Below are 14,168 nucleotides of genomic sequence, written 5' to 3'. Positions count from 1 at the left end.
AAATTACTGGCTTTAATACATTTATTATAATGAAAAAAATATTTATTTTATTGCTAGGAGTGTCCTGGCTTTACTCCTGCGAGAATCTTGAACCACAAGTGTTTGACCGCTTGAGTCCATCGAATTACCCGAAAAATGAAGAAGACGCGCGTACGCTGGTCACCGGAGTCTATGGTATTCTCAACCGCGGAGCATATGGTGGATTTTCGGATATATCCTGGCAATCACGCTGGGTCATGAATACAGCTACTACTGATGAGTTCGTCTGCTATTGGGGTGGTGGTGTCTGGGAAACCTATGCCAAATTTCTCTGGAATTCGAATAGTGAGCACGTGACAGCCAAAACCTATGGCCCGTACATTAAAGCAATTACCAATTGTGTGAATATCGCTGAGCAGCTTGAGCCGATCAGTATGAACGCTGAGCTTAAGACACGCTATCGTGCCGAACTAAAGGGGATTACTGCCCTGTTGGCCTACACCTTATATGATTTCTATGGGCCAACAGCTATAGTGACCGATCCTGCGATAACCTTGGATCCGAACACGAATTTTCAGCCTGAAAGACCTACGAAAGCATGGATGGTGAATTTTATCAAATCTACAGCTCGGGAGGCCGCCGATAACCTTCCCATTAGTTATTCGTCACAGGATTATGGTCGTTTTACGAAAGGAACCGCGTTGATGGTGTTGCTCAAACTGGCGATGCATGAAAAGAACTGGACGGAAGCAGCTCAAATTTCAAAGGAGATTATGGATTTGAAACTGTACGCGCTACAAACGTCGTATCCATCCATTTTTGCCGTGGACAATGAGATGAATTCGGAAATCATCTTTGCTATTCCATGTTTGACGGTAAACGATCGCTATAATAATTGGCTTGCGCACGTGTTGCCTTCGGAATATGTTGAACCCAATGGTATACCGGTACAAAAATGGGGTGGATATAAAGTGCCTTGGACGATGTTTGATAAATTTAAAGCTGGCGATGACCGTCTGAAATCAATTTGGGGCAGTATTAATACCAGCAAAGGCATGGTTGATCTTCGTTCAATCAATGAATCCTGGGCACAGATGGGCGCTGTACCCTATAAATATCCTGCTGATCCTGCTTCAACTGGCGAGGCGCACGGAAATGACTGGGTCGTATACCGCTATGCGGATGTTTTGCTTCTTCGGGCTGAAGCCTTAAATCACCTTTCTCCTCTTAGTAGTGAAGCGATAGGTTTGATTAATATGGTACGGAGCCGCGCGAAGACAACAACTATTGAGGCTTCAGATTTTGCTGGAGAAAATGCTTTGAATGACTTCATATTGGATGAAAGGTTTAGAGAGCTGTTTATGGAAGGACACCGTCGGGAAGACCTGATCCGGCATGGTAAATATCTTTCGGAAGCTAAGAAACGTGGTGCATCTTATTCAGATGAAAGCAGGCTATTGTTTCCAATACCGCAATGGGCAATCAATGAAAATAAGAAAATCCAGCAAAATCCTGGTTATTAAGGTTCGTTTTTGATAAAAAATGTAAGATGGAAAAAACAATCAAACAGCTGAGTTTGGTATGGGCGCTAATGGCGCCCATATCTCAGACGTTCGGAAGCATTTCGACGGATACCTTGCAACAAAAGGACCAGTACATGGAAATTGTTGCTAAAAAAGCGATCCATAATCCCGAACGGGGATATCATCTAGAGGCTAATTATTTTGCACATAATTTATATAACCCTTTTCACAAAATTGCTTACCCGGAGGGGTGGATAGACGAACAGATCCTCCGCTATGGTCGTCCTGATGACCAAATTTCGGTCTTACAGCTTTACTTTTACCTCACTGATTATGTGGGAGGTGATATTACGAAAGAAGGACTGGATAAGATGCAATTCATTTTTGATGAGGTCGAAAAGAAAGGTTTTAAGGTTGTGCTGCGGTTTGCCTACGATGTCGATTATGGAAGTACCAAAGCCAATTTTAATGATGTCTTTAAGCATATCAACCAGCTTGAGCCTCTGATCAAAAAAAATATAGGTTTAATTGATATTTGGCAGATTGGATTTGTCGGTGCATGGGGAGAGGGGCATAGTTCGCCAATGAGTTCCGATGATTATAATAAAGCAAAAATGGTAAGGCGAATACTGGATATTTTTAAAGATAGACAGACGACAATCCGTTACCCTAATCAAAAGACAAGACTTAAACTGGAATCGACGTATTTAAATCGAATAGGATATAATAACGATTATTTTACGGCATCAGAACACCCAAAAGCACCAGACAATGATTATACATTTGGGAGTAATGCGTATGAACAGGTCAAACGTGAATCCCCTGATGTACAGGTGATGGGGGAGATTCCTTACGCCGAGGCAACTGAATGGGGGCTACACAGTCTTATTTCGGTAACGAATAGCCTCAAAGCGTTGAAGGAACATCATTATAGTCTCTTTGATATCACACAAAACAATGAATTGAATATTTCGAATTGGAAGAAAACTGCATTGACGCCTGATATGCTCAGGTCGATGGGGATCTTGTTTGATCCAAGCTATTTTAAAGAGAATAAGGATACTGTAGCTCGATCAGCCTATGATTTTATAAGGGATCACCTCGGGTATAGGCTTTATATAGACCGTGCCAATACAACAGTTCAACGTCATAACAAGGGACTGACTGTTGACATTGTCGTCAAAAATGTCGGTTTTTCGGCTATTCATAATCCGAGGCCCGTATACCTTATTATATTTGATAAAGACAATAAAATTGTAGGTCGGAAAAAGCTGACGGTCGATCCACGTCATTGGCAACCTTATGGTTCAAACGGAAAGGAAGATGTGGCTTTGTTCCATCATATACAGACGGAGATAATCATGCCTAATATAAAGCACGGAGCTGTTGGCCTGTGGCTTCCAGATCCGGAGAAGGAGTTGGCTAGTAAAGCCGCATACGATATTCAGTTTGCCAATGATGATATGCGTATAATTACCGACCATCCTGGATACGGGCGAATCAACATTATTGCGGATTTTTAATCCGTTAAAAGCATAAACTTGCCAAGGCTTGCCTTTGCCGGGCAAGGGTCATTTTTTTGTACGAATAAAAATCATCGCGATCACCGTCGTGACAGCGCCGAAAATAAAGGCAAAAATAGTAGAATTAATGGCATAATTCTTATAATTGAAATTTGCTTCCGCTTCGTCTATTGTTTTATAATAGCCTATTTCGACCGATCGCTTGATGACGTTAGGGAAATACTCGGGACTGATAACATAAGAAATAATCCATTGTGTCAGCGGACTTAATAAAGCGATAATAGCAGAAAGTACTAAGCCCGAAATTAAGCCCTGCGTATAGCTCATATTGCCATGGTAGAAATTTTTCTTTTTATCTTTCAGTGCCAGGACCATAAATAGGATGGCCGGTATAGCAAAAAGATTGGTCAGGTAAAGGTGATAGTCAATATACTTGCCATGGAGCCCGCATATTTTTTCTAAGAGCATCCACGTTAGCGTCATCAACGTAAAAAAAATAGCCCATTTGATCTCAATTTTAATGTTTTTCATAATTCTAGTAGTTTTAGGTAATATATGTTATGTCATCATTTAGCTGGAAAATCATCCATAATCAGTTTATTAAATATAATGTTAATTTGGTAATGAGTTGCAAGGTTTTAACCTTTTTTTCGCTGAATTAAACGGGCAAATTTCTGTTGCAGGCGAGGTATGTCCGAAATAGTTCTGTAGAAATATTTCGTGCTGACAGACAGTTGTCTTATGTTTTATTAATTTTATATGCAAGTAGTAGGAAAGTTTAGCGCTGACGATGCGGTAAAATGCTTCGTAAGTGGAAATATGGGGATAATCCGTCTAGGTCTGGAAATAACAAATAAACCAAAAATGAGCAACATACAACAGGTAAATGAGGTACGATCCATCCGTATCCATACAGCGGAAGAGTGGCGACAGTGGCTGTTGGACCATCATCTGGTCGAACATTCCGTATGGGTCATCTGTAACACAAAGGGTTCGGGGCAGCCAGCTGTAGCATGGAGTGAACTGGTTGATGAGGCATTGTGTTTCGGCTGGATTGACAGTACGAGAAAAACAATTCAGCAGGGTTCGTTTAAACAGTTGTTCAGCAGGCGCAAACCGCGCGGGACCTGGTCCAAGGTCAATAAGGAGAAAATAGAAAGGCTTATTGCCAGCGGGAAGATGACGGCCGCGGGACTGGAGACCATTCGCATCGCACAGAAAAACGGTTCCTGGTCCATTCTCGATAGCGTGGAGGAACTGCTTATTCCCGAAGATCTGGACAGTGCATTGAAGAATCATCCCGGCGCAGCGGCTTATTTTGATGGGCTGAGCAGATCGGTGAAAAAGATGCTTTTGCAATGGATCGTGATTGCCAAGCGCCCCGAAACCCGAAATAAACGAATAACGGAAATTGCAGAACAGGCCTCTCTGCAGATGAAACCAAAGCAATTCCGGTAAGCCAGCGGCTCGAATAAAAGTTAAACCTTATCACTGCTGTAGGTCCCTTATAGGTAAGATCAAAGTTGAATGTGCAATATAAAATCTGGTCACCGGCTTAAGGTTACTTTTGGAAAATAAAAAACGGGTAATTCTTACATCGAAAATTACCCGTTTTCGTAAACTAAACCTTTGCCCATTATTTGATCTGGTAAAGGTTTCCAAAAACCAACTTATGGCACTGTCTGGTTACAGGATGATTACTTATTCTCGAGGGCTACTTCCTGTGCTTTGTAATAACTTTCGATCACGGCCTGATAATTAGGCATTACCGTGGATAATGCCTTAGCGTACTTCGCGGCATCTTTGTGCTGCCAGGTTTTTAACACCTCGCTGATGACTGCTGTGGTTGTGATTGGGATAACACCGGCCAGCTGTAGCCGCGCTATGGTCACCTGTGTGGATAGTGGGCTCATATCGCCAGAGGCATCGATGACCGCAAATACCTCATAACCTTCGGCGATGGCTGAAATAGCAGGAAAAGCAACACAGACACTGGTGAGTACGCCAGCAATCACTAATTTTTTCTTTCCTGTATTCTTTACAGCCTGAACAAAAGCGGGTGTATCCCAGGCATTCACCTCGCCGGTACGGCCTACATATACAGCATGGGCTGCATGCTCATGAATTTCGGGCATTAACGGTCCATTGGGGCCTTTGGGTTCGGATGCCGTAGTGATGACTGGAATTTGTTCGACTGCCGCGATTTGAGCGAGCGCGATGACATTGTTTCGCAATGTAGGGATCTCGATATCTTTGACCGTCTGGAACAGACCACTTTGGTGATCGATCAGTAAAAATGCTACATCGTCTGCATTGATTCTCGTTGTAAGTACCATGATTTTAAAATTTAAATGTGAATAATAAATCGTTGGTTAAAGGTAGGTACAGCATCTTTAGTGGAAAATGAAGCAGATTAAGCACATGACTTAATGTACCTTAAGTTTTAGGGAATGACTTGATTTGAAGGAAGCAGTTTATTGCGCATACACTGTGGTCCCGATTCGGTGGGACAACCGGAACAATCCTTCATATACACTAGGTATGTAAATGAGTGGATTTAGTTGCAGTTTACGAATCATAAGTCTTTTCAAGCGGATATTAAAATAGTTCTTTTTGATAAATTCGATTTAATTATCTTAGCGGTCAGGAAACTACTGGTCACATGTTGAAGATTTTTTAACGAAATCGGCAGTATAATCAAAATTATCTATTATAAATGAAAGATACAGGCAACCAAAACCCAACTAATCAAGTAAAGAGGATTAACTTTTCTTATATCAGCCATGAGCTTCAGCATCTTTTACACCTAGAAAGTGGATTCTTATATACGGTTAAGGAGCTTTTTTTTCGTCCGGGAAAACTTGTCAGGAGTTTTATTTTAGCCGATAGAACAAAGGCAACCAAACCGCTTATCTTTCTAATATTTTCAGCGACATTGTTTACATTGCTCTTCCATTTCTTTCATACCGAATATCATTTTTTTTCGCTAAATCAAGAAATAGGAAATGTTGATCAATATCTAAAAAAAGAAATGATCAGTAATTGGGTGAATAGTCATATCGGTTATACTTCCTTATTTATTGGATTTTTAATTTCGTTATGGATATCTCTATTTTTCAAAAAGCATGGATACAATATTTATGAAATAACTGTTCTGTTATGCTACTCAATTGGTCAATCCTTTTTAATTGTTTGTCTGTTTGCATTAACTGGGCAATTATTTAAAAGTAACGTGATTGCAAACGTTGGTGTATTTGCGGCCTATTTATATGTGTTTTGGTCAATCGGACAGTTTTTTGGGGAGAAAAAAATCATTAATTATATAAAATCATTTTCATGCTGCCTTCTTGGAGCTGTGAGTTTTCGGTTGATCTTGATATTATTGGCCAATATATTTTATTATCTAGGGCTTAAATAGAGCTTGCAAGTCATGGATCTTAGTAATAGACATGAGATTTACGTCTATGGTTTTACTACTTTGATTATTGCTAGGAGGCACGGTGGTCCAGATTCGGTGGTCCAACCGGAACAATCTTTCATATGCACATAGGTATGTAATGAGTGAATTTAGTAGCGGTTAACGAATCATAAGTCTTTTGAATCATAAGTCTTTTCAAGCATATATAAAACAGTTCCTTTTGCAGTTTTCAGTATTTCTATCTTTATGATTTCAGATAGTATATAGTGATTAACGATGAAAGGAAAACAAAGAAAACTGCTGAATATTCCGCTATGTATATATTGGATTATGATCGGAATTGGTAGGACTTCATGTCATAATGGTTCTCAAGCTACAGCAGGGTCAAAAGTGGTGAATGATCACTCGCAAAATACCACAGAGATCAGGCTAATGCCAGGTGTTGAAAGCTCAGTAGGGGACATAACGCAATTGAATACAGTAGAATATAAAGGCATTTCTTTCATTACAGAAAATACGATGCATGGCAGCGGTGTTGTCCATTGACCAGAAAGTTGAGATTTTAAATCTGGACAAAACGATCTATGGAAGTATCGTACCAAGTAATGCAGTTGAGCTTGTGGACTATGAAATTAATCTGCCGCAAATTGTGATCGCCCGTCAGATCATCCCCTATTCCGAACTTCGACTTTTTGAATTTGATGCGGAATCTCCAGATCAGGATAGCGCCTATTTAACTGTCCTCATCAACAAGGAAAGGAAACTTATTCTGAAAAAAGACCTTCAATATAGTTTTTTGAGCTGAATGACTACATCAAATCCGCATTTGTACGATTAACAACAGCTGTGCAGAACATCAGTATAACAGAACGAAAATACCTGTACCAGGTACTGGAGATAAAGAATGATTTTATGTTAATCAAATTAGTCCCAAAATCAACCTGTGATTATGTCGAAGATTATAAACCTATTTCCAAATGGGTAAAATGGCGGACAGACCAACGTAAATTGATCGAATACAACTTCTGCTATTAAATTCGGGTAAACTTTTTGTCCGGTTTTGCACATGTATTGTCCGAATTCGAACAGGTTGTTAAAATGGCTGTTTTTGGTAATTTACTGATAAGTAGTGTTTTGTAATATTGGTCTGGCTTGTGTATTCAACGTAAACAGATTTGACCGTTAGACCGAATAAAATTATGTTAGGACATTATTTAAAATTATCTTTTAGAAATATCAGGCGATCACTGGGCTATTCACTCGTTAATATCCTCGGTCTGTCTATAGGTGTATGTAGCTTCCTTATCCTACTGCTGTATCTAAATTACGAATTAAGTTATGACCGTTGGCATCCGGACCTTGAACGGGTTGCCAAAGTATCCCTTCTGGAAAATGAGGATGTGTTAAATTCAACACAGGCACCGTTAGCTGCTTTATTAAGAGAGAAGGCTTCCGTCGTTGAATCCGCTACGAATTTATCACGGGATGAAAATTTTGAGACTCCTTTGTCGACCCCTGAGAAACGAATCGTTCAAAAAGGGACTATAGCCGCCGATTCCCTTTTCTTCAAAGTGTTTCCATATGAGATTATAGCTGGAGAACGTAATGGCCCTTTAAACCGGCCTAATACCGTAGTCATCAGTGAAAACATAGCAAAAAAGCTGTTTGGGAACGAAAGTCCTATCGGTAAATCAATTAAATTCTTCAACGCTTTGGATTGCGAAGTTACAGCAGTGATGAAAGAAGCTACAGGGCCAGGGCATATGAACGTAGAGATTGTATTTCGGAATCCCAACGAAAAAAACAATTACCACTGGGGCAATTATTCTTATCTAACTTATATCAAGACTAAGCCTGCAGTGAAGCGGGGGGATGTAGAGGCTACAATAGCTAAGATTTTTTACGAGGAGCGGCTGAAGACCAAACACAATAATAAGTCTTACGCAGAATTTAGCGTATCAGGTCCTCAGGAAGGTTTATTTTTAGACTTCGTTCATGATATCCATAACTTTCCACGCTATGGTAGCAGCAATATCAAAACAGTTTCTATTCTCATTGTCTTGGCTGCCATGCTGCTGATTGCTGGGACAATCAACTTCAGTAATCTTTCTATTGCGGCAGCGCTACCCCGTGCAAAAGAAATCGGAGTAAAGAAGGTTCTCGGCTCAAGTCAGAAGCGACTGTTTTGGCACTTTATGGGAGAAGTAGCCATACAATGTGGCATTGCATTTACCATTGCTGCTTTGCTATTGTATCTTGCTTTACCTTATTTTAACCAGCAATTTAATGTTAATTTGAGCCTTCTGAAGAACGGCATAACTTACACAATCGCGGTTCAGCTTTTCCTATCTTTTATCGTGGTGGTAATTCTTTCAGGCTTGTATCCAGCGATTTTTTTGACACGTTTCAATACGACTAAGGTTTTAAAGGGTGATTATTCGAGAGGTAAAAATGGAGTTGTTTTTCGCAACGCGCTTATTGTGCTCCAGTTTGTCGTAGCAACATTCTTCATCTACAGCGTGGTGGTCGTGACCAAGCAATTGGATTATATGCAAACCAGGGACAAAGGTTTTTCCGGAGAACAGATTTTGCGAATTCAAGCCTATAAGATGAGCACTCGCGAGGAAGGCTTTAATGCGTTACAATCACGATTAATGCAAATCAAGGGGGTGGAATCTGTCTCGAAGTCAACAAAGATACCCGGGGACAAATTTAACGATACCACAACGGTTGCATTTAAAGCTGAAGGTAAAGTATACCGGATGAGTTCGGTCAAGGTAAGCAAAGATTTTTTTAAGACCTTGAACATCAATCTGGATCAGGGGCGGTTATTTGACGATAGTTATACTGATCAGCACACGCGTTCCGCAATTATCAATCAAACGGCTGCTAATAAGTTGGGATATAAAAATGGAAAACAGAACTCGATAGCCTTTCCTGATTGTGATAGTATCCCCTTGCAGGTGGTGGGGGTAGTGGAGGATTTTAATGTTTTGGGCATGGAACAGGAGATTCAGCCTACGGTGTTTACAATTGGCAATGAAGCTTGTATGTTTCAGTCTGGAGGGGCAATTTTAGTAAAAATAAATAATGGGGATATCAGTGGAACCGTCAAATCCATCAGAACAGAATGGAAAGATATTGAGCCAGATTTTGATATGAAATATTCATTTTTGGATGATGATTTCCAGCAATTTTTCGACACTCATATCCGGTTGCAACGCATTGTTTCGTTTTTCGGTATAACGGCCATTGTTATTTCCTTGATTGGTCTATTTGCATTGACAGCTTTTCTTATTGGTCAGCGTAGAAAGGAGATCAGTGTACGTCGGGTGCTTGGTGCAGATCTTGTCGATCTGGGACTATTACTCGGTAAAAACTATATACGGTTAATTATTCTGGCTGTCGTCATTGCTGTTCCGCTAAGTTGGTGGGTAGCAGAAAAATGGCTGGATGGATTTGCTTACCGGATAGACCTGAGCGGTTGGTTATTTGGTCTGAGTGCTGTCGGGATTCTTGTAACAGTAGCCGGTACAGTCGGGATACATATCATTAGGGTATCACGTGTAAATATCTCAGGTGACCTGCGTGATGAATAACTATATATCCAAATGCTGCATTTTGAGGAATTTAATTGTAATACCCATTTGTCCCAAGTGGTACATGTCATGGTGAACTAAACCGGTTAACAGGTAATTATAATCATGTGGAAAGGAGCTGTCGGCATGAGGATAGGCTGTGTGCAGGAAGGAATCATCTTTTCCCTCCAGAAAAGAAATAATATCTTGCTGTGTTGCGTGAAAATCCTGTAATAGATTTTCCCAGCCCCGCTGTCTCAAGTCATTTGTTCGCCAGTTTGCCTCATCGCTCATTTCAAGCCCCCTTGGATTTCCTTTTAGGCGGCTCAGCACTTCCATGCGCCACTCGATCAAATGTGAGGTTAGCTCTGCTATACTGTGCATTTCGGCAATCGGCCGTTCAAAAGCTGTTGTTCCATCGACCTGCGATAGCTTCTTCTCAAAATTTTCGTCGATCCAGAGGTCGGTGCTTTCGACATCCTTTAACTGCTGAATACGGTCTTTGATCAAAATATCTTCCATGATTTTATATGATGTTGCTATCTTTCGGAAAGGAACAGTTGCTGGATAGCAATTGTTTGTTTTCCGTAGCGGAATTTTTGATTATCTGCAAGGGAATTACTTCAGATAAACAACGTGTAGGACAGATTCTTTGATAGTTACAAGAAGCTGAGCCCTGTCACCTCAGGAGGAATGCAGGGAATAATCGCCGGGCTAAGCCCTGATGGATGGTATCCAATGGGAAAGATTGAGGTGTTATAATACGATTAAATGATCCTAAAAATAAATGTAAATATTATATTTAGGTTAAGGATTGTAATTTGTTGTTTTTTAAGTATTATATGTGTTTTTATTTGCTGTCTTTAGAGGAGTTCTGATCACCGCTTTTTCGTTAACAGGAAGATCATTTTAATAGGGGATTACAGAAAGTAATACACAACGAATCCAAAGGTCATTATGGAACGCTTATGAATACGATGAGATCGGTAAGATAAATTCCTATGTGATCAGCTACTCACAGCGGACGAGCGTTTGAAAATTGGGCGCTTGTTGCTGTTTGTTTTTTATTGTTACACTTTGTTAATTAGTTATTTGTGATCTTTATTTGAATTAAAAATATAATTAAAAAAATAGGTGGTTATAACCAATGGTTATGACTGTTTTCTGAATGATCTAACACAGGTTTGTATGGCCTTGTCCCGGTTTTTGATGTTGCGACAAGGGGTAAAAAGCCATTCGGGATAGCTAGTGATAAATACTTAATCTACATTAACTTTTTACCTTAAACTAGCTTATTGGATTGTACTTCCTTGCTGGCGTAAATTTGACTATGCAAATCGGCAGCAAGCAAGCAAGCAAGCAAGCAAGCAAGCAAGCAAGCAAGCAAGCAAGCAAGCAAAAAAGAATATGTTCGATAATGCATGGATCTAAAAGATAGGAGTACTAAAATGAAAAAATCAATTGAAAAAATCTTCCCTCGTCCTGCACAACCGGGGATGGTAGGTGACGGATTCCGTGTATACAATATGGTTCCCGGTAACGGGATCAGCAAAAGACGGATAAGTCCTTTCCTCTTGTTGGATTTCAATGCGGAATTTGATTTTGGTCCATCGGATCATATCCGTGGGGTAGATGTGCATCCGCATAAAGGTTTTGAAACGGTGACAATTGCTTATAAAGGTAGTGTGGCGCATCACGATAGTTCGGGCAACAGTGGGGTGATCAATCCCGGAGACGTTCAATGGATGACAGCGGGATCGGGTATATTGCATAAAGAGTATCATGAGGAAAACTTCTCCAGGGCCGGTGGTCCCTTTGAAATGGTACAACTCTGGGTCAATCTACCTGCCAAAGATAAGTCTACAGCGCCGCATTATCAGGGGATCACAGCGGATCAGATGGGCAAAGTACAGCTGCCTGACGGAGCTGGACAGGTCAACGTCATTGCCGGTGTATTCCAGGAAACAAAAGGGCCGGCCGAGACCTACACCGCCGTGAATCTCTTTGATATTAAATTGGAAAAGGGACATCAGACGACATTTCATGTTCCGCAACATCACAATGCTGGTCTGCTGGTGGTCAATGGTGAAGCTGAAGTAAATGGTCAGTTGGCCAATGAACATAGTTTTGTGTTATTTGAAAACGATGGTGATGAAATCGTGATCAAAGCCAATGAGCAAGCTGTCTTGTTGTTTATGAGCGGAGAACCTATTGACGAACCGATTGTCAGTTACGGCCCCTTTGTGATGAATACACAAGAGGAAATCTATCAGGCTTTTGAAGATTTTCAGGCTGGTAAATTCGGTACGCTTGACTAATCATTCATGGTCATAGTAACATTTTTCGCTATCGACGGTCACCGTTCCCGAAAATCGCCGATGCAGAAATCTTATCAGGAACTTCCCCTGGGCTCAAAAAGCTTGGGGGATTTTTTTGATAGGGAAGATCAGAGGCGTAACATGGGATAAAAGTAGACCAACAGCGGCAGGTAATTCCTGAGGTCTTTCCTCAGGATTTTTAATGCCTGCTGGATGCGGTAATCAACGGTCTTGGGGGATACACCTAACTTCAATGCAATTTCTTTATAGGTCAGATGCTCAAACCTATTCAATTCAAAAGCCTCTCGGAACGAATCCGGGAGATTGCTGATCGCTCTATCGATCTTCTCTTTCAGTTCTTTTTCAAAATAAAGATCCTGGCCCGATTGTTCGAATCCAGTCAGTTGACTTAATTCATAAAAAGAACTTGCTTTCGTTTTTTCCTTCTTGATCGCTGTAAGACAACGGTTGCGTACCGCTGAAAACAGATAACTTTTTAGGGAAGTGCTAAAATAGAGATTCTCACGGTTGTTCCAGAGCCATAACATCAAGTCCTGTATATTTTCTTGAGCATCAGCCAATTCTACGTATTGCTTGCCGTAAGCCAATAGTGGGGCATAGTACTTTTTGAAAATAGACTCGAACGCGTATTTATCTCCTTTAACCAGATTTTCGACGAGGATCTCGTCGCCTAAACTCGTATTCATAAAAAAAATAAAAAAATTTTTAGGACATACTCCCCTTAAATAGTCATCCTTTAAAATCGTTGTAAAAATGCATAAAAATGATGAATATATAGAAACTCTGCTTTTGAATTTTATTAATAATAATTTATCGGCGGAAGAAGAGGAAAATTTGAGGAACTGGTTGCTAGAATCGGAAAGTAACCGGGAAAAAGCACGTTCTTTTTGTGAGTTTTACCACCAAATTGATGCTTATGCCATATTGGAAAGCACTGATACTGATCGGGCCTTTGAAAAAATGACTTCAGAGATCAGCGAATTCAGACCTACTAGACGCTTGAATTATCTGCATATACTGCAGCGCGCGGCTGCGATATTGTTCGTGCCGCTATTGCTGGTTCAGCTTTACCAGTGGTATAGCAGGTCTGAGTCTGTAGCCTGGGTCACTATGCGCACCAATCCGGGAATGGTGGCTTCGATACGGCTGCCGGACAGTACAACGGTATGGTTGAATGCAAATACCGTGATCAGCTACCCACAACGATTCACTAAGGAGCGTCTTGTCAAATTGGATGGTGAAGCGTTTTTTGATGTGACAAAAAATCCGAAAAAGAAATTTAGTGTACAGACTGCCGCTAATGCAGTCGTTGAGGTATTGGGCACCCGCTTTAACGTGGATGCCTACCATACAGACTCAACTGTGCGTACAACGCTCGAAGAGGGGCGTGTACAATTTAAATACCAATCTGATACTGGCCCCAAATCCTTGCTGCTAGAGCCAAGCCAAACCGTAGTCTATAACAAAAAAAACAGGTCGATTGTACCCAATGAGCTGAACGAAAAGACCCTGACCTCCTGGAAAGACAACCAGATTGTGCTCAACAACACAAGCCTGACGGAGTTACTGACCATTATATCCAAGCGCTTCAACGTCAAGTTTAATCTAAAATCACAAAAACTAAATGACGAACGACTTACCGGTGTGTTTGATTCACAACAGCTGATCACCGTGCTGGAGCACATCAAGATATCTTCTCAGATCCAATATAATATTGTTAATGACGGTAGTAAAACCGATGGTTCGATTACCGTAGAACTCTATAAATAAGTCCTTATCATGTAAACAATAAAATTCTACTTATACAA

14 protein-coding genes are annotated in these 14,168 nt (G+C 40.6%); 10 read left to right on the top strand and 4 right to left on the bottom strand.

The window, feature by feature from the left end; genetic code table 11:
- Nucleotides 1-29 precede the first annotated feature (29 nt).
- Together ACK8HY_RS06010 and ACK8HY_RS06005 are read left to right on the top strand one after the other, a co-directional pair.
- Nucleotides 30-1,502, top strand: coding sequence for a RagB/SusD family nutrient uptake outer membrane protein (locus ACK8HY_RS06010; RefSeq protein ID WP_416133071.1), 1,473 nt, complete (start codon nt 30-32; stop codon nt 1,500-1,502).
- 26 nt (nt 1,503-1,528) lie between these two features.
- Nucleotides 1,529-3,025, top strand: a complete 1,497-nt coding sequence (locus ACK8HY_RS06005) for a DUF4832 domain-containing protein (RefSeq protein ID WP_416133070.1) — start codon at nt 1,529-1,531, stop codon at nt 3,023-3,025.
- 48 nt (nt 3,026-3,073) lie between these two features.
- Here ACK8HY_RS06005 and ACK8HY_RS06000 read toward each other — a convergent pair whose 3' ends face one another.
- Nucleotides 3,074-3,556: a DUF4199 domain-containing protein gene (locus ACK8HY_RS06000; RefSeq protein WP_416133069.1), complete on the bottom strand. Its 483-nt coding sequence runs from the start codon at nt 3,554-3,556 to the stop codon at nt 3,074-3,076.
- A gap of 228 nt (nt 3,557-3,784) precedes the next feature.
- On the opposite strand from ACK8HY_RS06000, the gene ACK8HY_RS05995 reads away from it, so the two are divergent.
- Entirely contained in the window at nt 3,785-4,483 is a 699-nt protein-coding gene (locus ACK8HY_RS05995; RefSeq protein WP_254846162.1) for a YdeI/OmpD-associated family protein, read from the top strand.
- Nucleotides 4,484-4,722: 239 nt separating this feature from the next.
- Here ACK8HY_RS05995 and ACK8HY_RS05990 read toward each other — a convergent pair whose 3' ends face one another.
- On the bottom strand, nt 4,723-5,361 hold the full coding sequence (locus ACK8HY_RS05990; RefSeq protein ID WP_416133068.1) for an isochorismatase family protein: 639 nt from the start codon (nt 5,359-5,361) through the stop codon (nt 4,723-4,725).
- 380 nt (nt 5,362-5,741) lie between these two features.
- Between ACK8HY_RS05990 and ACK8HY_RS05985 the strand changes: the two genes are divergently transcribed.
- From ACK8HY_RS05985 to ACK8HY_RS05965, 5 genes are all read left to right on the top strand, one after another.
- Nucleotides 5,742-6,443, top strand: coding sequence for a DUF3667 domain-containing protein (locus tag ACK8HY_RS05985; protein ID WP_077432925.1), 702 nt, complete (start codon nt 5,742-5,744; stop codon nt 6,441-6,443).
- A gap of 276 nt (nt 6,444-6,719) precedes the next feature.
- Nucleotides 6,720-6,989, top strand: coding sequence for a hypothetical protein (locus tag ACK8HY_RS05980; RefSeq protein WP_077432926.1), 270 nt, complete (start codon nt 6,720-6,722; stop codon nt 6,987-6,989).
- Nucleotides 6,967-7,248 carry a hypothetical protein gene (locus tag ACK8HY_RS05975; protein ID WP_416133067.1) on the top strand — a complete coding sequence of 94 codons (282 nt, stop codon included), beginning with the start codon at nt 6,967-6,969 and terminating at the stop codon, nt 7,246-7,248. The genes ACK8HY_RS05980 and ACK8HY_RS05975 overlap by 23 nt, the downstream gene beginning before the upstream one ends.
- 107 nt (nt 7,249-7,355) lie before the next feature.
- Nucleotides 7,356-7,478: a hypothetical protein gene (locus ACK8HY_RS05970; protein ID WP_416133066.1), complete on the top strand. Its 123-nt coding sequence runs from the start codon at nt 7,356-7,358 to the stop codon at nt 7,476-7,478.
- 164 nt (nt 7,479-7,642) lie between these two features.
- On the top strand, nt 7,643-10,042 hold the full coding sequence (locus ACK8HY_RS05965; protein WP_416133065.1) for an ABC transporter permease: 2,400 nt from the start codon (nt 7,643-7,645) through the stop codon (nt 10,040-10,042).
- On the opposite strand, the gene ACK8HY_RS05960 is transcribed toward ACK8HY_RS05965, so the two are convergent.
- Complete coding sequence (locus ACK8HY_RS05960; RefSeq protein WP_416133064.1) at nt 10,043-10,543, bottom strand: DinB family protein; 501 nt, start codon at nt 10,541-10,543, stop codon at nt 10,043-10,045.
- Nucleotides 10,544-11,469: 926 nt separating this feature from the next.
- On the opposite strand from ACK8HY_RS05960, the gene ACK8HY_RS05955 reads away from it, so the two are divergent.
- Nucleotides 11,470-12,339 (top strand): pirin family protein, encoded by an 870-nt coding sequence (locus ACK8HY_RS05955; RefSeq protein ID WP_416133063.1) that lies wholly within the window; start codon nt 11,470-11,472, stop codon nt 12,337-12,339.
- Between the two features lie 128 nt (nt 12,340-12,467).
- Here ACK8HY_RS05955 and ACK8HY_RS05950 read toward each other — a convergent pair whose 3' ends face one another.
- Complete coding sequence (locus ACK8HY_RS05950; protein WP_416133062.1) at nt 12,468-13,046, bottom strand: RNA polymerase sigma-70 factor; 579 nt, start codon at nt 13,044-13,046, stop codon at nt 12,468-12,470.
- A 103-nt stretch (nt 13,047-13,149) separates the two neighbouring features.
- Here ACK8HY_RS05950 and ACK8HY_RS05945 point away from each other — a divergent pair, with 103 nt between their 5' ends.
- Entirely contained in the window at nt 13,150-14,130 is a 981-nt protein-coding gene (locus ACK8HY_RS05945; RefSeq protein ID WP_416133061.1) for a FecR family protein, read from the top strand.
- Nucleotides 14,131-14,168 lie beyond the last annotated feature (38 nt).

The sequence above is a fragment of the Sphingobacterium sp. NGMCC 1.201703 genome (assembly GCF_047784615.1).
In the GTDB taxonomy this organism is placed as follows: Bacteria; Bacteroidota; Bacteroidia; order Sphingobacteriales; family Sphingobacteriaceae; genus Sphingobacterium.
Note: the sequence above shows the minus strand (reverse complement) of the source record. Positions and strands in the feature narration are given on the sequence as shown.

Excerpts from the sequence above, each read along its gene's own strand:
- ACK8HY_RS05960 (WP_416133064.1), bottom strand. The coding sequence starts at position 10,543 with ATGGAAGATATTTTGATCAAAGACCGTATTCAGCAGTTAAAGGATGTC.
- ACK8HY_RS05955 (WP_416133063.1), top strand. The coding sequence starts at position 11,470 with ATGAAAAAATCAATTGAAAAAATCTTCCCTCGTCCTGCACAACCGGGG.
- ACK8HY_RS05970 (WP_416133066.1), top strand. The coding sequence starts at position 7,356 with ATGTTAATCAAATTAGTCCCAAAATCAACCTGTGATTATGTCGAAGAT.
- ACK8HY_RS05985 (WP_077432925.1), top strand. The coding sequence starts at position 5,742 with ATGAAAGATACAGGCAACCAAAACCCAACTAATCAAGTAAAGAGGATT.
- ACK8HY_RS06005 (WP_416133070.1), top strand. The coding sequence starts at position 1,529 with ATGGAAAAAACAATCAAACAGCTGAGTTTGGTATGGGCGCTAATGGCG.
- ACK8HY_RS05975 (WP_416133067.1), top strand. The coding sequence starts at position 6,967 with ATGGCAGCGGTGTTGTCCATTGACCAGAAAGTTGAGATTTTAAATCTG.
- ACK8HY_RS05995 (WP_254846162.1), top strand. The coding sequence starts at position 3,785 with ATGCAAGTAGTAGGAAAGTTTAGCGCTGACGATGCGGTAAAATGCTTC.
- ACK8HY_RS05950 (WP_416133062.1), bottom strand. The coding sequence starts at position 13,046 with ATGAATACGAGTTTAGGCGACGAGATCCTCGTCGAAAATCTGGTTAAA.
- ACK8HY_RS06010 (WP_416133071.1), top strand. The coding sequence starts at position 30 with ATGAAAAAAATATTTATTTTATTGCTAGGAGTGTCCTGGCTTTACTCC.
- ACK8HY_RS05990 (WP_416133068.1), bottom strand. The coding sequence starts at position 5,361 with ATGGTACTTACAACGAGAATCAATGCAGACGATGTAGCATTTTTACTG.
- ACK8HY_RS05980 (WP_077432926.1), top strand. The coding sequence starts at position 6,720 with ATGAAAGGAAAACAAAGAAAACTGCTGAATATTCCGCTATGTATATAT.
- ACK8HY_RS06000 (WP_416133069.1), bottom strand. The coding sequence starts at position 3,556 with ATGAAAAACATTAAAATTGAGATCAAATGGGCTATTTTTTTTACGTTG.
- ACK8HY_RS05965 (WP_416133065.1), top strand. The coding sequence starts at position 7,643 with ATGTTAGGACATTATTTAAAATTATCTTTTAGAAATATCAGGCGATCA.